This window comes from Streptomyces sp. NPDC059832, assembly GCF_042731715.1.
GTDB lineage: Bacteria > Actinomycetota > Actinomycetes > Streptomycetales > Streptomycetaceae > Streptomyces.
Genome location: NZ_JBHWIY010000055.1, coordinates 16,491 through 34,734, shown reverse-complemented (window position 1 = coordinate 34,734; position 18,244 = coordinate 16,491). Strand labels below are relative to the sequence as shown.

The window sequence follows — 18,244 nt, the reverse complement described above, 5'->3', positions numbered from 1 at the left end:
TGGCACGCACGCTTCCCGCGTTGTCGTCGGTCGACGACGCTCCGCGTCGCCTCCCTCCTCCGCCTTGGAATCGCACGCACCAGACCGCGTCCGCTATCCGATCCGAGGTCACCCGACAGCCTCTGAGTCGCACCCGCCGCTCACGGCCGGAGGATGCGACCCTGGACAGTGAACTCCTGGGGAAGGATTTGGCCATGAGGGTGGGGAACGAAGAGGAAACGCCGCGGGTCCCGCGGCAGGGGAGGGCCGACTGGCTCAGGGGCGCGCGGATCATCGGAGTGCTCGGTGTCTTCTACCGCCCGGAGGGACGGCTGGGGGAGCCGGAGGCCGTCGAATTCCTGCTGGCCGACGGCCAGTCGCTGCTTCTGACCTGCGCCTCCGACGGAACCCTGCGGGTCGGGCCCGGTGCCTGGCCGCGGCTGCCCGGCTGGTGCGTACCGTCGGGGCAGTGGGAGTTCGCCACCGTGTCGAGCCTGCCGCAGCCGCCCGACGGCGGCTGGACGGTCACCCGCACCGAGGAACGCGGGGACGAGAACGGCCAGGTGTGCGAGGCCGTCATCCGCTGCGAGGGCGGCAGCTTCGTGGTCATCGGCGGGGACACCGTGGCGATCCGCTTCACCCGGGGCCACCGGGGCGCACCGGCGACCACCTGAGCGCCGCCCGCGGCCACCGTCACGTGCCCCTGCGCATGCTCTACGCGTGCGCCCCCACCGTCACCTTGCCCACCGTCAGCTCCGCGTTCCCCTCCAGCACCTCACCGACCCGTGACACCTCCGCCTCCAGCTCCCGCAGCTGCCCGGCCGTCAGCGGCGCCAGCGGCTCCACGGTGACCGCGATCCGGCGGCCCGAACGCCGCTGGTGCCACACCCCGGCGGCCGTGCCGTCGACCAGCAGCACCGGGAAGTTCCCCGCCTGGCCGCCCGCCAGCGCCCGCGTGTACGCCACACCGGGGAAGAGTTGCTCGCGCGGCTGGGACGCGATGAGGAAGGCGTCGAAGTAGGGGAGCAGCCGCACCCCGCGGACCGGCTCCGCCGGGAAGCCGGTGTCGCCCGCCACCACCCAGGCCGGCCCGCCCTCGTACGTCACCTGCTCGATCTCCCCGCGCGCGGCCGTCCCCGCGAAGAGCTCCGCCGACCAGGCGGGAGACAGCGCCAGCCACTTCGCGAAGTGCGCGGGCGTGGCGGGTCCGTACGTGTGCAGATAGCGGCGTACGAGACCGGCGAGGGCCTCGGGTCCGTCGAGCGGTACGACGCCGGGGCGGGTGTAGGTGACCTTGCGGCCGCGATCCGGTGCGAAGCACAGCACACCGCGGTGGCCCGCCAGATGCATCACCTGCCGCCAGCGCGGCCACATCCCCTGGAACGCGGGCATCACCAGGTCCCCCGCCCACGCCCCGGCCCGCTCCACCACCGCCTCGGAGAGCTCGTCGACGGTCAGCTCGGCCCCGGTCAGCGCCTCCTCGATCGCGGCGAGCACCGCCTCGACCTGATCCGGTGTCATCCGGGCGTCCTTGGCGAACGGGTTGCGCCCGGCCGGCAGCGCGGACAACGCACCGGTCCACAGGGAAAGCTCGGACATCGGCAGCAGATGGACGGTGCCGCGCGGCCCGAAGGTCTTGACCAGGGTGCGGTCCTTCCACAGCGCGTCGCGCACCCCGGCACGGGTCACGCCCGTCGTCCGCAGCCCGACGGAGAGCTCGGCGGCCGAGAGCACCTGGGCGTGCGCGGCCGGCAGCGTACCGACCACGTCGGCGGGGCCGAGGCGACCGGGGGCGGTGAGCCCCTGGCGCGCCATCCGGCGGGCGTTCGCGGCGGTCCAGGTCACGGATGCGGTTCGGGTCATGACGGGGAAGCTAGCCGCCCTTCAGGACAGTTCCTGTCCTGAAGGGCGGCCCGAAGGCGTTCGGCGGCGCCCCGGACGTCAACCGGACGATGTGCGCACAACGGAGTCCGGTGAATTCGGAGAGTGATTGTGGAGTGGCGTGGCGCGCAGCATCACTTACGAAGGGTTATGGTGGAAACCCCCCCTCGGGCCGGTCCGTATCCCCCCCCACGGACCGGCCCGTTTTTTGTCGGCCCGCGAGGCCGGCCGCGTACCGGCCCCGCGGAACCGCCCGCCGTCAGCCCCGTCCGGCCCAGATGTTGGTGCCCTCGGTGTCCACGGCGAAGGTGTCGATCTCCTTCAACTCCTCGGCGGACAGCGGCTGTCCGCCGAGCGCCGCGACGTTCTCCTCCAGCTGCTTCACGCTCGACGCGCCGATCAGGGCGGACGTCATACGGCTGTCGCGCAGCACCCAGCAGAGCGCCAGCTGGGCGAGCGACTGGCCGCGCCGGCGGGCGATGTCGTTCAGCCCGTTCAGCCGGCGGACCACCTCGTCCGAGAGCAGACCGGGATCCAGGGACTTGCCCTGGGTGGCGCGGGACCCCTCCGGGATGCCCGCCAGGTACTTGCCGGTGAGCAGGCCCTGGGCGAGCGGCACGAAGGAGATGCAGCCCATACCGGCCGTCTCCAGGGTGTCGAGCAGGTCGTCGTCCTCGATCCAGCGGTTGATCATCGAGTAGGACGGCTGGTGGATCAGCGCCGGTACGCCCATCTCCTTGAGCAGCCCGGCCGCCTCGGCGGTCTGCTCCGCGTTGTACGAGGACACACCCACGTACAGCGCCTTGCCCTGCTGGACGGCGGAGGCCAGTGCCCCCATCGTCTCCTCCAGCGGGGTCTCCGGGTCGAAGCGGTGGGAGTAGAAGATGTCGACGTAATCCAGCCCCATCCGGTTCAGCGAGGCGTCGAGCGACGACAGCAGGTACTTGCGGGAACCCCATTCGCCGTACGGGCCGGGGTGCATCTCGTAGCCGGCCTTGGTGGAGATGATCAGCTCGTCCCGGTACGGGGCGAAGTCCTGGCGGAACAGCTTGCCGAAGTTGAGCTCGGCGGAGCCGGGCGGCGGCCCGTAGTTGTTGGCCAGATCGAAGTGGGTCACACCGAGGTCGAAGGCACGGCGCAGGATCGCCCGCTGGGAGTCCAGCGTGCGGTCGTCGCCGAAGTTGTGCCAGAGGCCCAGGGAGACGGCGGGAAGCTTGAGACCGCTGCGACCGCTGCGGCGGTACTCCATCGAGTCGTAGCGCGATCCGGCGGCTTGGTAGTAGAGAGGAGAATCAGTCACGTTTCTCTCCTTATCACGGACTTGTGACAGGCCGGGTTGGGCCGGTGCACCGCCTGCGCAGTAATGTGGCGGCTTCGGGGACTGCCACAGCACGGCGGGGCGATGGACTCTGTGGACCGGTGCGGCGATCTCCAGGGGGACGACCCCGGACCCCGGGCAAGGGGGCGGGCGGGCCCGCACGGAACCGAGAGGTGAACTCAGTGAACTTGCGCGACCTGGTGTACGGGCTCTACGCGCGCCGGGTGGAGGCCCGCCTCGACCACACCCAGGTGCCCAAGCACATCGGTGTCATCCTCGACGGCAACCGGCGCTGGGCGAAGGCGTCCGGAGGCACGGCCGCGCAGGGGCACCAGGCCGGCGCGGACAAGATCAAGGAACTTCTCGGCTGGTGCAGCGAGACGGATGTGGAAGTCGTCACGCTCTGGCTGCTCTCCACGGACAACTTCGACCGCCCCGAGTCCGAGCTGACGCCGCTCCTCGGGATCATCGAGAACACCGTGCGCGACCTCGCGTCGGACGGCCGCTGGCGGGTCCACCACGTCGGCACGCTCGACCTGCTGCCCGCGCACACCCAGACGGTGCTCAAGGAGGCCGAACAGGCCACGATCGGTGTCGACGGAATACTGGTCAATGTCGCCGTCGGCTACGGCGGGCGCCAGGAGATCGCCGACGCGGTCCGCTCGCTGCTGCTGGACCACTCCGCCAAGGGGACGTCGTTCGAGGACCTGGCGGAGATCGTCTCCACCGACCTGATCTCCGAGCACCTCTACACCCGGGGCCAGCCCGACCCGGACCTGGTCATCCGCACCAGCGGCGAGCAGCGGCTGTCCGGCTTCATGCTCTGGCAGACCGCGCACTCCGAGTACTACTTCTGCGAGGTCTTCTGGCCGGCCTTCCGCAAGGTCGACTTCCTCCGCGCGCTGCGTGACTACGCCGCCCGGGGCCGCCGCTACGGCGGCTGACCCTCCGCGGACTCCCCGGGGTCCGTCCGTCACCTCCGGCCCGTCCGGCGTTCGAGGACGGAACCGCACGGGTGGCGAGTCCGAACCCATGTGCCCCGGGGCACCAATCCCAGCTCACCCGCCCGCCGCAGGGCGGCATGGCTTTGCGTGTTCGAGGGAATACCCCTGACAGGTCGATGTCCGGTCACAAACCAGGCGGACGTCGTGTCCAAGTGAGCGGCATGGAGTCCGCTCGCCCGGGAGGCCCTTTGCACACGAAGGACCGTACGAACAACGCGGCCGACGCGGAGGGCCGGTACCCGGCCCGCGCATCGGGGCCCAAGCCCGGTCCGTCCTCTCCCATTGGGATGCTCCGCGACGCCGTCGCACCCCAACCTCGTCCGAGGGGGTACGTCCTTCCGTGGTGACCAGCACAAAGCGCCGCATGCCCGACAGGCGCACCTATGTTCTCGACACCAGCGTCCTGCTGGCCGATCCGAACGCCATGGCCCGGTTCGACGAGCACGAAGTCGTGCTCCCGATCGTCGTGGTCACGGAACTGGAGGCCAAACGGCACCACCCGGAGCTCGGCTACTTCGCCCGGCAGGCCCTGCGCCTGCTGGACGACTTCCGGGTCCGGTACGGCCGGCTCGACGCCCCGATCCCGCTCGGGGATCTGGGCGGGACGCTGCGCGTCGAACTCAACCATTCCGACCCCGGCGTACTGCCAGCCGGCTACCGGTTGGGGGACAACGACTCACGGATCCTCGCGGTCGCGCGCAACCTCCAGGCCGAGGGGTACGACGTCACGGTCGTCTCCAAGGACCTGCCCCTGCGCATCAAGGCGTCCTCGGTCGGCCTCCTCGCGGAGGAGTACCGCGCCGAACTCGCCATCACCGACTCCGGCTGGACGGGTATGTCGGAGCTCTCCCTCGCCGGTGAGCAGGTGGACCTGCTCTACGGGGAGGAGACGCTCTACGTACCCGAAGCCGCCGAACTTCCCGTGCACACCGGACTGGTCCTCCAGTCCGAGCGCGGCAAGGCGCTCGGCCGGGTCACCGCCGAGGGCAATGTGCGCCTGGTGCGCGGCGACCGGGAGGCCTTCGGCATCCACGGCCGCAGCGCCGAACAGCGCATCGCCCTCGATCTCCTCCTCGACCAGGACGTCGGCATCGTGTCGCTGGGCGGCCGGGCCGGCACCGGCAAGTCGGCGCTGGCGCTCTGCGCCGGGCTCGAAGCCGTCCTGGAGCGCAGGCAGCACCAGAAGGTGATGGTCTTCCGCCCGCTGTACGCGGTCGGCGGGCAGGAGCTGGGCTATCTCCCCGGCACCGAGGCCGAGAAGATGAGCCCCTGGGCGCAGGCCGTCTTCGACACGCTCTCGGCGGTCGCCGGGCGCGAGATCATCGAGGAGGTGCTGGGGCGCGGGATGCTGGAGATCCTGCCGCTCACCCACATCCGGGGCCGCTCGCTCCACGACTCCTTCGTGATCGTCGACGAGGCGCAGTCGCTCGAACGCAACGTACTGCTGACCGTGTTGTCCCGGATTGGGGCGAATTCCCGGGTGGTGCTCACGCATGACGTGGCCCAGCGGGACAACCTCAGGGTCGGCCGGTACGACGGAGTCGTCGCCGTGGTCGAGAAACTGAAGGGCCATCCGCTCTTCGCGCATGTCACCCTCAGCCGCTCCGAGCGCTCGCAGATCGCCGCGCTGGTGACCGAAATGCTGGAGGAAGGCCAGATCTGATACGGGATATGACGGTTGGTGCCGCCCGGCGAGCGAAGCAGCTTAGTCGGGCGGCATCGTGTTGCGGCGCCATTTCCGAAAATCACTTGCTCCAAACGAGGTGTGAGCTTTCACACGCAACAGAGAATTGCTTCCCGGCGTGACGTTCCGGCAGAGTCTTGCTTCCGTCAGGCCCCGCATACGGCACACCCGCACCTCCAGAGGTGCCACGCACCACACAACTCAACAATCGCCGCCCGTATGCCGCCCGCGAGCACCACGCGGCGCTCCCTCCGGGGAGTCGCCCACCGGGCCCGTGCCTCCCGTGACCCAAGCAGTAGGGAGGCCAGCGCCAGGGGCACGATTGCGTCCGCGAGGTCACCTAAGCGGGCGATGCTGGAAGGACACCGTGTGAGCCGGATCTCGGTCCGGGGGTTCGCCGTGGCATCCGCCACTGCCGTAACCACCGTTGGCGCCGTCGTTGGCGTTGCCTCGGGCAGCACCCCTGCTGTCGACGACAACAACTTCGAGGCGACCGCAGCCGACACCACGCTGCTCGCAGACATCCCCGCGGGCCAGCAGGCCCAGGTGCAGACCGCCTCGCTGACCCAGCAGGCCGATGCCCAGGCTTCCGCCGCCGACGCGGCGGCGAAGAAGTCCGTGGAGGAAGCGGCCCGCATCCAGGCCGCCAAGGACGCCAAGTCGAAGAAGGCGGCGGCCGAGGACAAGCTGGAGCAGGAGCGCAAGGAGAAGAAGGAGAAGGATGCGGCCGAGCGCGCCAGCCGCTCCTCGATCCGCAATGCCTCCTCCTTCGCCCAGCAGGGCTCGTACACCGTGGCCGAGATCCAGGCGATGGCGCGTCAGATGGTGCCCGCCGACCAGTTCCAGTGCTTCAGCAACATCGTGAACGTCGAGTCGAGCTGGAACTACCGGGCGGTCAACCAGAGTTCCGGTGCCTACGGCCTCGTCCAGGCGCTGCCCGGCTCGAAGATGTCGACCGCCGGCGCCGACTGGCAGACCAACCCGGCCACCCAGATCAAGTGGGGCCTCAGCTACATGAACAGCGGCCGCTACGGAAGCCCGTGCGGTGCCTGGGCCTTCTGGCAGGCCAACCACTGGTACTAGAACCTCCCGAGGTTCCGGTCTCAACCGTGCAGAGCCCCTTGCCGTCCTACGGTGAGGGGCTTCGCGCGTGTACGGTCGGCTCGGTGGGGGAGCGGTGGGGAGAGAAGACGGGGGAAGAGGAACGATCATGTCGAAACTTCCGGGGTGGCTCGGCCGGCTGGGTGCCGAACTGACCGAACTGGGCGATCGGCTGGAGCAGCGCAGGGCCGAGGCCGTGGGGGACGAGGCCGCAGGGGACGCGTCCGCGCGGACCGAACTGCCGGTGCCCGCCTCCGCCGTGCCCGCCGGAGCCGCGCCGTCCGGAGACGTACCCTCCGCAGCCGTGCCGCACGAGGCGGCCCGGCGCGATGCCGTGGCCGACCATGTGCCGCCGCCGCCCTCGTACGCCCCTTCCGTCGCCGCCCGGCCCGATCCGGTCGCGGCGATCCCCTGGGGGATGCGGGTCGCGGCCGAGGCGGGCTGGCGGCTGCTCGTCCTGGCGGGCACCCTCTGGGTGCTGATGCGGGTCATCAGCGCCGTGCAGCTGGTGGTCCTGGCCTTCGTCGCCGCGCTGCTCGTCACCGCGATGCTGCAGCCGACCGTTGCCCGGCTGAGGCGCTACGGGCTGCCGCGCGGCCTGGCCACCGCAGTCACGGCGATCCTGGGCTTCGTCATCATGGGCCTGGTCGGCTGGTTCGTGGTCTGGCAGGTCATGGACAACCTCGACACCCTCTCCGACAAGGTGCGGGACGGTATCGACGAGTTGAAGCACTGGCTGCTCGACAGCCCCTTCCATGTCACCGAGCAGCAGATCAACGATGTCGCGAAGAACCTCAGCGACACCATCGGCACCAACACCGAGCAGATCACCTCCGCCGGACTCCAGGGCGTCACCGTGATGGCGGAGGTCCTCACCGGGATACTGCTGGCGATGTTCTCGACGCTCTTCCTGCTGTACGACGGGAGGCGCATCTGGCACTGGGTGCTGAAGCTGGTACCGGCCCAGGCCCGGCCGGGTGTCGCGGGCGCCGGGCCGCGCGCCTGGCGGACGCTGACCGCCTATGTGCGGGGCACCGTCATAGTGGCGCTGATCGACGCGATCTTCATCGGGCTCGGGATCTTCTTCCTCGATGTGCCGATGGCGGTGCCGCTGGCCGTCTTCATCTTCCTCTTCGCCTTCATCCCGCTGGTCGGCGCCGTGATCTCCGGGGCGCTGGCGGTGGTCGTCGCGCTGGTCACCGAGGGCGTGTTCACCGCCCTGATGGTGCTGGCGGTGGTGCTCGCCGTGCAGCAGATCGAGGGCCATGTGCTGCAGCCGTTCATCCTGGGACGCGCGGTGCGGGTGCATCCGCTCGCCGTCGTCCTCTCGGTCGCCGCGGGCGGCATGATCGCCGGCATCGGCGGCGCGGTCGTCGCGGTGCCGCTGGTCGCGGTCACCAACACGGTGGTCGGCTATCTACGGGCGTACGGGCAGGAGCAGGCGCTGCGCTACGCGCCGTCCCCGCGCGGGGCGACCGCGGTCGACGTCGCTCCGACACCCGCGCCGGGATCGCCGCCCGAGGACATCGACTACGGCGACGGCGGCGGCACGAAGAACGGGCCCGGCAAGTAGGCCCACGGGCGGCAGACGGAAGAGAGAAGGGCCCCGGGGACGGTCGGTCGTCCCTGGGGCCCTTCTCGTACAAGGGGTACTGCTGGTCCTACTCGGCGAGCACGGCCTCGGCATCGAGGGTCACGCCGACCGCCTGGATCACCGAGGCGATCTTGACGGCTTCCTGAATGGTCTCACGGTCCACGCCGGCCTTGCGCAGCACCTGCTCGTGGGAGTCCAGGCACTGGCCGCAGCCGTTGATCGCGGAGACGGCGAGCGACCACAGCTCGAAGTCGATCTTCTCCACGCCGGGCTTGCCGATGACGTTCATCCGCAGACCCGCCCGGAGCGTCCCGTACTCGGGGTCCGACAGCAGGTGCCGGGTCCGGTAGAAGACGTTGTTCATCGCCATGATGGCGGCGGCCGACTTCGCGGCGGTGTACGCCTCCGCGGAGAGGTTGGCCTTCGCCTCCGGCTCCAGCTCGCGCAGCACCTTCGGCGAGCGCGAGGCGATTGCGCAGGCGAGGACGGTGCCCCAGAGCTGCTGCTGCGGCAGCTCGCTGTTCCCGATGACCGAACCGAGGTTCAGCTTCAGGTCCTTGGCGAAGTCAGGAACGGCGGCCTTCAGTTCGTCGAGTGCCATGTCGCGGTCAGCTCACTCGCCCGAGAGGAGGGCGACCGGGTCGAGGGTGCTCTCGCCCTTGGTCCAGTTGCAGGGGCACAGCTCGTCGGTCTGCAGGGCGTCCAGGACCCGCAGGACCTCCTTGGGGTTACGGCCCACGGAACCGGCGGTCACCATCGTGAACTGGATCTCGTTGTTCTGGTCGACGATGAAGACGGCGCGCTGGGCGAAGCCGTCCTCGCCCTCGATGCCGAGGTCACGCATGAGCTCGTGCTTCGAGTCGGCCAGCATCGGGAAGGGCAGGTCGGTCAGGTCCGGGTGGTCCTTGCGCCAGGCGTGGTGCACGAACTCGGAGTCACCGGAGAAGCCGAGGATCTGGGCGTCACGGTCGGCGAACTCTTCGTTCAGCTTGCCGAAGGCGGCGATCTCGGTGGGGCACACGAAGGTGAAGTCCTTCGGCCACGCGAAGACGATCTTCCACTTGCCCTCGTAGGTCTTGTGGTTGATCTGCTCGAACTCCTTGCCGCTCTCCAGCGAGACACAAGCAGTCAGGTCGAACTCGGGGAACTTGTCACCGACAGTGAGCACGCGCTCTCCTTGTAGCGTTGGAATTCCCTTTTGGGGGATTTCCTGAGGGTTGGACGGAGTCCACCTTGGCACACAGTGCATTGATCACGGAAATAGCTACACTCGGCCGTGATGATCGGAGGTGCCTATCAGTGGCGCAGAGCAATCAGGGCAGTAGGCCCAAACAGCCCAGCCTGTCGCAGCTGCGCGCCTTCGTGGCCGTCGCCGAGTATCTGCACTTCCGGGACGCGGCGGCAGCAATCGGGATGAGTCAGCCGGCGCTCTCCGGAGCGGTGTCGGCGCTGGAGGAGGCACTGGGTGTCCAGCTCATCGAGCGTACGACGCGCAAGGTGCTGCTGTCGCCGGCCGGGGAGCGGCTCGCGGTGCGGGCCCGCGCGGTGCTGGAGGCCGTCGGTGAGCTGATGGAGGAGGCCGAGGCGGTCCGGGCGCCGTTCACCGGGGTGCTCAGGCTCGGTGTGATCCCGACCGTGGCCCCGTATCTGCTGCCGACCGTGCTGCGGCTGGTCCACGAGCGCTACCCGGAGCTCGACCTCCAGGTGCACGAGGAGCAGACCTCCTCGCTGCTGGAGGGGCTGGCCGCGGGAAGGCTCGATCTGCTGCTGCTCGCCGTGCCGCTCGGGGTACCGGGGGTGACCGAACTCCCGCTCTTCGACGAGGACTTCGTGCTGGTGATGGAGAAGGACCACTGGCTGGGCGGGCGTGCCGACATTCCGCGCGAGGCGCTGCGCGAGCTGCCGCTGCTGCTGCTCGACGAGGGGCACTGCCTGCGCGATCAGGCCCTGGACATCTGCCGGGAGGCGGGGCGCACGGAAGGGGCGCCGGTCACCACGACCGCGGCCGGGCTCTCCACACTGGTCCAGCTGGTCGCCGGCGGGCTCGGTGTGACACTGCTGCCGCGGACCGCGGTGACGGTCGAGACCGGCCGCAACGACGCGCTGGCCACCGGGTACTTCGCGGAGCCGGCGCCGTCGAGGCGGGTGGCGCTGGGGATGCGGACGGGGGCGGCGCGGCACGAGGAGTTCGAGGAGTTCGCGGTGGCGCTGCGGGGGGCGATGGCGGCGCTGCCGGTCCGGGTGACGACCGGCACGCGGAGCGACTGAAGGGGTGCGGCCCCTCGGGACCGCACCCCTTGCTCCGTCCGCTCCGTCACTCGGTACGCAGGCCGTCCGGGCGCATCATGCGCCACAGCGGCGGCAGCGAGACCAGCGTGACCAGCAGGATCAGCGCCGCGCCCGCGCCGGTCATCGGCAGGAACAGCCACCAGTCGGTGACCTCCTTGTCGAGCATGGCGATCAGGGTCGCGCCCAGGCCGAGTCCGCCCGCCACGGCGACGGCCAGCCCGATGACCACGGGCACGGCGGTCTGCCAGAGCACCGACCAGCCGAGCGTGGACCGCCGGGTGCCGAAGGCGACCAGCACCGAGAGCAGGCGCCTGCGTTCGCGCAGCTGCTCCAGCTGGGAGACCAGCATTGCGGCGGCGATCAGCAGCAGCGTCAGGGTCGCGCCGACCTGGAGGCCGCGCTGGACGCTGGCGTACTTCTCGTCACGGGCCACCGACTTGAGGGACGCGACCCGCATCGCGGGATCGATCCTGGCCGCGGTGTTCCTCACGTACTCCGCGACATCCTTGACGCTCTCGTCGACCCGGATCTGCGACTGGGTCGTGGCGCCCGGCAGGGTGCTCGGGTCGATCGCGCCGGTGGTGGCCATGATGCCCCAGGAGTCCTCGCCCAGCGGATCGTGGCGGGCTTCGACGGTCGGGGAGTCGGCGGGCAGGGTCCACCGCATCGCCTTGCCGCCGGGAGCGTCGCTGATCGCGACCTCCTTGCCCTTGCGGGCCGTCCGGTCGACCCAGTCGGACAGTTCCTTGTCCTTCCTGGGGTGGACCACGAAGGTGTCGCCGTCCTCGCAGGAGTCGATCCGGGCCAGTTCGCGCAGGGTCCCGCAGTCGCCGACGATGAGACTGGTGGTGGGCTGGACGTCGCCCTCCTTGAACTTGCCGGGCCGGGTGACGTACGTCTCGACCTTGCCGATGACGGCCTCCACGCCCTTGGTGGCCTTGAACTGCTCGATGGTCCGGGTGGCCGCCTCCGGGGTGACTTTCCCGGAGTACGTGTAGAACTGGGCCCGCGACGGGTCCTGTCCGGTCATCCTGTTGAACTCGTCGCCCACCGCGGCGAACAGCATCTGCAGCGCCACCGCACCCGCGACCGCGACCGTGATGCCGCTGACCGCGCGGGAGGCCGCGCCGCTGCTCAGCTGGAGCCTGCGGGTGGCGAGCTGCCAGGGCACCGGTCCGCCGTTCATCCGGTTCACGCACGCCTCGACCAGCCAGGGCAGCAGCAGCGCGAGCCCGACCAGGACCAGCACGGCTCCGCCCGCGATCGGATACGGATTGACCGGTGCGTACGGGCCGACCTTTCCGGTCATGCCGAGCACCACCAGGCCCGCGACCGGCATCAGCAGCCGCCACCAGAACCGGCGCTTGCGGTTGCGGCCGTTGCGTACGACACCGAGCGGCTCGATCACCACCGAGCGCATGGCGACCAGCGTGACCAGTACCGCCGTCACCGGAACGGCGACGACGACCAGCGCCGTCAGCCGGAGGTCGGGCACCAGGTCGGACGGGAAGACGCTGACGTCCCACATCTCGATGTGACCGACGAAGCGACGCCCCACCAGGAAGAGCACCACACCGGTCAGCAGGCCGAGGAGCGCCCCGAACACGGCCTCGCCGGCCGCGATCCGGCGGGTCATCCGGGTGTCCGTGCCGATCAGGCGCAGCGCGGCGAGCCGGCGGTCGCGGCGGTCGCCGCCGAACCGCACCGCCGTCACGATGAAGATCGCGACCGGCACCAGCAGCACCACGCAGATCATGATGATCAGCACGATGAGGACGGGTGGCATCTCCTCGCCCTCGCCCGGATTGCCGTAACCGGCGATCCGGTGACCGCCGTTGGCGGGGGTCAGGGTGTCGCTGCCCGCGTAGTAGACCAGGTCTCCCGGCGAGACCAGGCCGGAGTCGGCGATCGTGCCGGTGATCCGGTACGGCAGCCGTTCCCTGAGGAGGCTGCCCTCCGAGGAGCCGAGCAGCTCCTTCAGCGCGGGGGAGACCACCATCTCGTCCGCGCCGGGGAAGCGCGCGACGCCCGGCGGGACGACCGGGCGCGTGCCGTCCGCGCGCATCAGCCAGCCCTCGACGGTGCGGCCGCGGTATTCGGTCTCCGCGTCGATCCGGAGCACCGAGGTGTCGGACTTCTTGGCCCGTGCGTCGGGCCCGCCGGGGACATCGCTCTCGGCGCGGGCCTGGCTGCGCGCGGAACGCTCCTGGAGCATGTGCGGCGCGGAGGCGGCGGTCAGGAGCAGTGCCACACCGAGGCCGACGCCGACGGCGGTCAGTACGGTGCGGACCCAGCCCTCGCGCCCGCCGCCGGCGGCGAACCGGATGCCGAGGCCGAGGTCGCGGAGCCAGCCGGCGATGCCGGTGGGCCCGGCGGGCCGGAGCGGGGCCGCGGCCGGTGCCTTCTCGTGGTCGAGCAGGGTCATACGGCGTGCTCCAGGTCGCGGGTCCGGCCGTCGCGCACGGTGACGTCGCGGTCGGAGTACGCGGCGACCCGTGCCTCGTGGGTCACCAGGACCACGGCGACGTTGGTGGACCGGGCCGCCTCGGTGAGCAGCTCCATGACCCGTTCGCCGTTGAGGGAGTCCAGGGCGCCGGTCGGCTCGTCCGCGAAGATCACCTTCGGGGACGCGGCCAGCGCGCGGGCCACGGCGACGCGCTGGCCCTGGCCGCCGGAGACCTCGCCGGGGCGCTTGGCGGTCACGTTGTCGACCTCCAGCCGCTCCATCCAGTGGCGGGCGGTGCGCTCGGCCTCCTTGCGCTTGGCGCCGGCCAGGCGGAGCGGCAGGGCGACGTTCTCCACGCAGGTCAGCTCCGGGACGAGCTGGCCGAACTGGAAGACGAAGCCGAACTCGGTGCGGCGCAGGGCGCTGCGCTCGGCGTCCGACATGGCGGAGAGCTCGCGGCCCGCGTAGGTGATCGTGCCCCGGTCGGGGGTGACGATTCCGGCGAGGCAGTGCAGCAGGGTCGACTTGCCGGAGCCGGAGGGGCCCATCACGGCGACGACCTCGCCGGCGTGGATGGAGAACGACGCGCCGTCGAGCGCGGGCGTCTGGCCGTACGTCTTGTGCAGGCGGTCGGCGCTGAGCAGGGAGCCGACGGGGATCATGCGCCCACCTCCACGGCGAGGCGGTCGAGCCGGGCGGCGGTCAGTTCCAGCCAGCGCAGATCGGCTTCGAGGTGGAAGAGCGCGTGGTCGCAGATCAGCTGATCGGCGAGGTCGCCCTTGCGCTTGCGGTCGGTGAGGATGCGCATCAGGCGCAGGTGCTCGGTGCGCTGGGTGTCCAGCAGGGCCGCGGCGCTGCGGCCGGTGAGCAGGGCCAGGACGACCTTGGTGTAGAGCGTCGACTGGAGGTACGGCTCGGGCTTCTCCGGCTGTGCGAGCCAGGTGCCGACATCGGTGATCCCGGCCTCGGTGATGGCGTACCGCTTGCGTTCGGGGCCGCCGCCGCTCTCGACGCCGTCGACCTCGACGAGGCCGTTCTTGAGCAGCCGGGACATGGTCGAGTAGACCTGGCCGTAGTGCAGGGGGCGGTCGTGGCCGAACTTCTCGTCGAACGCGCGCTTCAGGTCGTAGCCGTGGCGGGGGCCGGACTCCAGGAGTCCGAGCAGGGTGTGGCCGATAGACATGCCGAGCACTGTACACGGCGTGTATACCCCCGGTGTATACCCGGGTCCCGCCCCCGGATTCCGGCACTCAGTCGCCGGACGGCCCCGGCGCGTCCTTCGGGGGCCGGCCCCGGCGGGGGATCGGACGCGCCGTGCCCGGCAGGCGGCCGGCCTCCGCCAGCGCCCTGCGCAGCAGGAACTCGATCTGCGCGTTCGCGCTGCGCAGTTCGTCGGAGGCCCAGCGGGCCAGCGCGTCGTGCACCGCCGGATCCAGCCGCAGCAGCATTTGCTTGCGCTGCGGCGGAGTCCGGCGTGCCGGGGTCTGTTCGGTCACTGGTAAAGAGTGCCCGTGTTCAGGACCGGCTGCGCCGCGCGGTCACCGCAGAGCACCACCATCAGATTGCTGACCATGGACGCCTTGCGCTCCGCGTCGAGTTCGACGATGTCCTGCTCGGCGATCCGGGTGAGCGCCATCTCGACCATGCCGACCGCGCCCTCGACGATCTGCTGCCGGGCCGCGACCACGGCGCCGGCCTGCTGGCGCTGGAGCATCGCGGAGGCGATCTCGGGGGCGTACGCGAGATGGCTGAAGCGCGATTCGATGATCCGTACGCCGGCGGCCTGCACCCGGGCGGTGAGCTCCACGGCCAGCTTCTCGGTGATCTCCTCCGCGTTGCCGCGCAGCGAGAGGCCGCCCTCCTCGTGGGCGTCGTACGGGTACTCGATCGCGATGTGCCGGACGGCCGCCTCGGTCTGGGTGGCGACGAACTCCAGGAAGTCGTCGACCTCGAAGAGCGCCTGCGCGGTGTCCTCGACCTTCCAGACGACGATCGCGGCGAGCTCGATCGGGTTGCCGTAGGCGTCGTTGACCTTGAGGACCGCGGTCTCGTGGTTGCGGACCCGGGTGGAGATCTTCCGGCTGCTGGTGAGCGGGTTGATCCAGCGCAGCCCGTCGGTGCGGATCGTGCCGACGTACCGGCCGAAGAGCTGGATCACCCGGGCCTCGCCCGGTGCGACCATCTTCACACCCGTCATGCAGAAGAACGAGGCGATGACGAGCAGGACCCCGAAGATGCAGACCGGGATGCCCAGGCCGTTGTTCCCGTTCGAGCCGATGACGCCGCCGATGATCGCGAGGCCGATTCCGGCGATCACCCCGAGCACGGTCAGCAGCAGGCCGAGGCCGCCGGGGATGCTGTGCGCCGTCACCTCCCTCACCTGCGGTTCGGGCATCTGCGGGGCGTCGGGCGTGAGGTCGGCGGCAAGGGTGGCCACATTGTGCGGATTGCCGTGGTCGGGCATGGGATCCCCCGTTTCGAAAGACTGACTCGGTGCTAGCAATGTGATTACACATTATCTGAGTTCGCAACCTTGGGCACCCTTCAGGAGTCGGTTCCCTTAAGAACGGGTGCTGATTGTCACGTCCGGAAAAGACCGCATCGCTTGCTTTTTGTCCTCGCCGACGGTGTTAGCTGGCTGGGCTTAGCTGATCTGGTCGAGCAGAGAAACGGGAGCAACACAGCGATGGGTCGAGCGGATGCGCGACGAGCCCAGCGGCGCGGAGCGCGGCGGGCCGCGAAGAGCGGCGGCATACGCAGACTCTTCACCTGGAAGAAGATGCTGGGCGCCTTCTTCGGGCTCTGCCTGCTGGTCATGGGCGCCTTCGTCGCGCTCTACATGTACGTGGACATCCCGAAGGCCAACGCTCTGGCCGAGCGGCAGAGCAACGTCTACCAGTACAGCGACGGGTCGCTGCTGACCCGGACCGGCAACGGTGTCAACCGCCAGATCGTCGACCTGGCCGAGGTGCCCAAGGAGGTGCAGCACACCTTCGTCGCCGCCGAGAACAAGTCCTTCTACGACGACAAGGGTGTCGACCTGAAGGGCACCGCGCGCGGCCTGATCAACACCCTCAGCGGCAAGGGCAAGCAGGGTGGCTCGACCATCACCCAGCAGTACGTCAAGAACTACTACCTGACGCAGGACCCGACGATCAGCCGGAAGCTCAAGGAACTGGTGATCTCGCTCAAGATCGAGAACAAGAAGGGCAAGGACTACATCCTCGCCGGGTACATCAACACCAGCTACTACGGGCGGGGCGCGAGCGGCATCCAGGCCGCGGCACAGGCCTACTACGGGGTCGACGCCAAGGACCTCAACGTCTCCCAGGGCGCCTATCTGGCCTCCGTGCTCCAGGCCCCCAGCCAGTACGACTGGCAGTCCGCGACGAAGACCGGCAAGAAGCTGGTCGAGGAGCGCTGGGGCTACACGCTCGACAACATGGTCGAGATGCACTGGCTCGACAAGGCCGAGCGCGACAAGCTCAAGTTCCCGGTCCCGGACAAGCCCAAGCCCGCCAAGGGCATGGAGGGCCAGACCGGTTACCTCGTCGAGGCGGCCAACAAGGAGCTGGAGAAGCAGGGCATCACCGCGGAGATGCGGCAGGCCGGCGGCTGGACCTTCACGCTCAACATCGACAAGAAGCGGCAGAAGGAGCTGGAGCAGTCCGTCGACCGCCAGCTGGAGTCCAAGCTGGACCGCAAGAACAACAAGGTCGACGCGACCGTCCAGGCCGGTGCCACCTCGGTGAACCCGAAGACCGGCGCCGTCGTCGCGATGTACGGCGGCGTGGACTACGTCAAGCACTACTACTCCAACGCCACCCGCCGGGACTACCAGCCCGCCTCCACCTTCAAGCCGCTGGTGCTCGCCTCCGCGCTGGAGAACGGGTCGAAGACCCAGGGCGGCGACCTGATCGGTGTCAACACCCGCTACGACGGCACCAGCAAGCGGCCCGTGGTGGGCAGCGACACCCCGTTCGCCCCGGAGAACGAGGACAACCAGAGCTACGGCAACGTCACCGTGCAGAAGGCGATGAACGCGTCGATCAACTCGGTCTTCGCGCAGATGGTCGTCGACGTCGGCCCGCCCGCGGTGAAGAAGACCGCGCTGGCCCTCGGCGTACCGGACGAGAACTTCCCCGAGCGCCCCGCCATCACGCTCGGCACCATGAACGCCTCGACCTGGGACATGGCGGGCGCGTACGCCACGCTCGACAACCACGGCAGGAAGGTCACCCCGTTCATCGTGAAGTCGGCCAAGCACCGCGACCGGACGGTCGAGCCGGTCGAGGGCATCGGCAGCCAGGTGATCAGCCGCAAGTCCGCCGACACCGTGACCTCCGTCCTGACCGGCGTGGTGGACAGCGGCTCCGGCCAGGCGGCCAACACCTCGGCGTACGAGGCGGCGGGCAAGACGGGTACGTCGGAGAACAACAAGTCGGCCTGGTTCGCCGCCTACACCCCGGAGCTCACCACGGTCGTCGCGCTCTTCGGCGAATCGCCCAAGGAAGGCGGCGGCCAGGTCAGCCTGACCGGCACGGCCAACTCCGGCCGGGCCAACGGTGGCGGCTTCCCGGCGCAGATCTGGGCGGACTACACCCTCGGCGCGCTGGGCGGCGGCTCCAGCGCCCAGTTCGACCTGGAGGACGTCGAGCGCGGCGAGGTCACCGTACCGAGCACACCGCCGGCGAGCCCCTCGCAGTCGGCGAGCACCGACACGACTCCGTCCCAGTCGCCGGACGCGCCCGCGCAGAGCCCGAGCGACAAGCCCAGCCAGTCGCAGAGCCAGTCGCCCGACGTGCCGCCCAGCCAGTCGCCGGACGTGCCGCCGCCGAGCAAGTCCCCGGGCCAGCCGGGCGACGGACTGAGCTCCGGGCGCCCCGGCCAGAACAGCGCCGACAAGAACCCGCCCGGCCAGTGAGCGGATGACGGAGCGGTGAACGCA

The 18,244-nt window shown here is 70.0% G+C and carries 16 protein-coding genes; 7 read left to right on the top strand and 9 right to left on the bottom strand.

From position 1 onward, the window contains the following. Positions 1-194 precede the first annotated feature (194 nt). Complete coding sequence (locus ACFV8T_RS42415) at positions 195-653, top strand: hypothetical protein (RefSeq protein WP_385338438.1); 459 nt, start codon at positions 195-197, stop codon at positions 651-653. A gap of 40 nt (positions 654-693) precedes the next feature. Here the strand turns inward: ACFV8T_RS42415 and ACFV8T_RS42410 are convergent, their stop codons facing one another. Both ACFV8T_RS42410 and mgrA read right to left on the bottom strand, forming a co-directional pair. Next, on the bottom strand, positions 694-1,842 hold the full coding sequence (locus ACFV8T_RS42410; protein ID WP_385338435.1) for a winged helix DNA-binding domain-containing protein: 1,149 nt from the start codon (positions 1,840-1,842) through the stop codon (positions 694-696). 277 nt (positions 1,843-2,119) lie between these two features. Beyond that, on the bottom strand, positions 2,120-3,160 hold the full coding sequence (mgrA, locus tag ACFV8T_RS42405) for an L-glyceraldehyde 3-phosphate reductase (RefSeq protein ID WP_385338432.1): 1,041 nt from the start codon (positions 3,158-3,160) through the stop codon (positions 2,120-2,122). Positions 3,161-3,360: 200 nt separating this feature from the next. Between mgrA and ACFV8T_RS42400 the strand changes: the two genes are divergently transcribed. The 4 genes from ACFV8T_RS42400 (at position 3,361) to ACFV8T_RS42385 (ending at position 8,540) form a co-directional block, all read left to right on the top strand. Beyond that, entirely contained in the window at positions 3,361-4,122 is a 762-nt protein-coding gene (locus tag ACFV8T_RS42400; RefSeq protein ID WP_266425462.1) for an isoprenyl transferase, read from the top strand. A gap of 400 nt (positions 4,123-4,522) precedes the next feature. Beyond that, the gene (locus ACFV8T_RS42395; protein ID WP_385338429.1) at positions 4,523-5,845 is read left to right on the top strand and encodes a PhoH family protein; all 1,323 of its coding nucleotides are present in this window, start codon (positions 4,523-4,525) and stop codon (positions 5,843-5,845) included. A 390-nt stretch (positions 5,846-6,235) separates the two neighbouring features. Beyond that, on the top strand, positions 6,236-6,949 hold the full coding sequence (locus tag ACFV8T_RS42390) for a transglycosylase SLT domain-containing protein (protein WP_385338426.1): 714 nt from the start codon (positions 6,236-6,238) through the stop codon (positions 6,947-6,949). Between the two features lie 127 nt (positions 6,950-7,076). Then, the gene (locus tag ACFV8T_RS42385; RefSeq protein WP_385338423.1) at positions 7,077-8,540 is read left to right on the top strand and encodes an AI-2E family transporter; all 1,464 of its coding nucleotides are present in this window, start codon (positions 7,077-7,079) and stop codon (positions 8,538-8,540) included. Positions 8,541-8,628: 88 nt separating this feature from the next. On the opposite strand, the gene ACFV8T_RS42380 is transcribed toward ACFV8T_RS42385, so the two are convergent. Together ACFV8T_RS42380 and ACFV8T_RS42375 are read right to left on the bottom strand one after the other, a co-directional pair. Continuing rightward, positions 8,629-9,162, bottom strand: coding sequence for an alkyl hydroperoxide reductase (locus ACFV8T_RS42380; protein ID WP_072483998.1), 534 nt, complete (start codon positions 9,160-9,162; stop codon positions 8,629-8,631). Between the two features lie 12 nt (positions 9,163-9,174). Continuing rightward, positions 9,175-9,729, bottom strand: a complete 555-nt coding sequence (locus ACFV8T_RS42375; protein ID WP_367457093.1) for a peroxiredoxin — start codon at positions 9,727-9,729, stop codon at positions 9,175-9,177. Between the two features lie 131 nt (positions 9,730-9,860). Between ACFV8T_RS42375 and ACFV8T_RS42370 the strand changes: the two genes are divergently transcribed. Beyond that, positions 9,861-10,829, top strand: a complete 969-nt coding sequence (locus tag ACFV8T_RS42370; RefSeq protein ID WP_385338421.1) for a hydrogen peroxide-inducible genes activator — start codon at positions 9,861-9,863, stop codon at positions 10,827-10,829. Between the two features lie 46 nt (positions 10,830-10,875). On the opposite strand, the gene ACFV8T_RS42365 is transcribed toward ACFV8T_RS42370, so the two are convergent. From ACFV8T_RS42365 to ACFV8T_RS42345, 5 genes are all read right to left on the bottom strand, one after another. Further along, complete coding sequence (locus tag ACFV8T_RS42365; protein ID WP_385338418.1) at positions 10,876-13,275, bottom strand: ABC transporter permease; 2,400 nt, start codon at positions 13,273-13,275, stop codon at positions 10,876-10,878. Beyond that, positions 13,272-13,958: an ABC transporter ATP-binding protein gene (locus tag ACFV8T_RS42360; protein ID WP_385338415.1), complete on the bottom strand. Its 687-nt coding sequence runs from the start codon at positions 13,956-13,958 to the stop codon at positions 13,272-13,274. Before ACFV8T_RS42360 ends, ACFV8T_RS42365 begins: the two co-directional genes overlap by 4 nt. After that, positions 13,955-14,479 (bottom strand): PadR family transcriptional regulator, encoded by a 525-nt coding sequence (locus ACFV8T_RS42355; RefSeq protein WP_266414866.1) that lies wholly within the window; start codon positions 14,477-14,479, stop codon positions 13,955-13,957. The genes ACFV8T_RS42360 and ACFV8T_RS42355 overlap by 4 nt, the downstream gene beginning before the upstream one ends. Positions 14,480-14,546: 67 nt before the next feature. After that, the gene (locus tag ACFV8T_RS42350; RefSeq protein ID WP_385338441.1) at positions 14,547-14,744 is read right to left on the bottom strand and encodes a hypothetical protein; all 198 of its coding nucleotides are present in this window, start codon (positions 14,742-14,744) and stop codon (positions 14,547-14,549) included. Between the two features lie 44 nt (positions 14,745-14,788). Further along, positions 14,789-15,760, bottom strand: a complete 972-nt coding sequence (locus ACFV8T_RS42345; RefSeq protein ID WP_385338412.1) for an SPFH domain-containing protein — start codon at positions 15,758-15,760, stop codon at positions 14,789-14,791. Between the two features lie 222 nt (positions 15,761-15,982). Here ACFV8T_RS42345 and ACFV8T_RS42340 point away from each other — a divergent pair, with 222 nt between their 5' ends. Beyond that, positions 15,983-18,220, top strand: a complete 2,238-nt coding sequence (locus ACFV8T_RS42340) for a transglycosylase domain-containing protein (protein ID WP_385338409.1) — start codon at positions 15,983-15,985, stop codon at positions 18,218-18,220. The last annotated feature ends 24 nt before the right edge of the window (positions 18,221-18,244 follow it).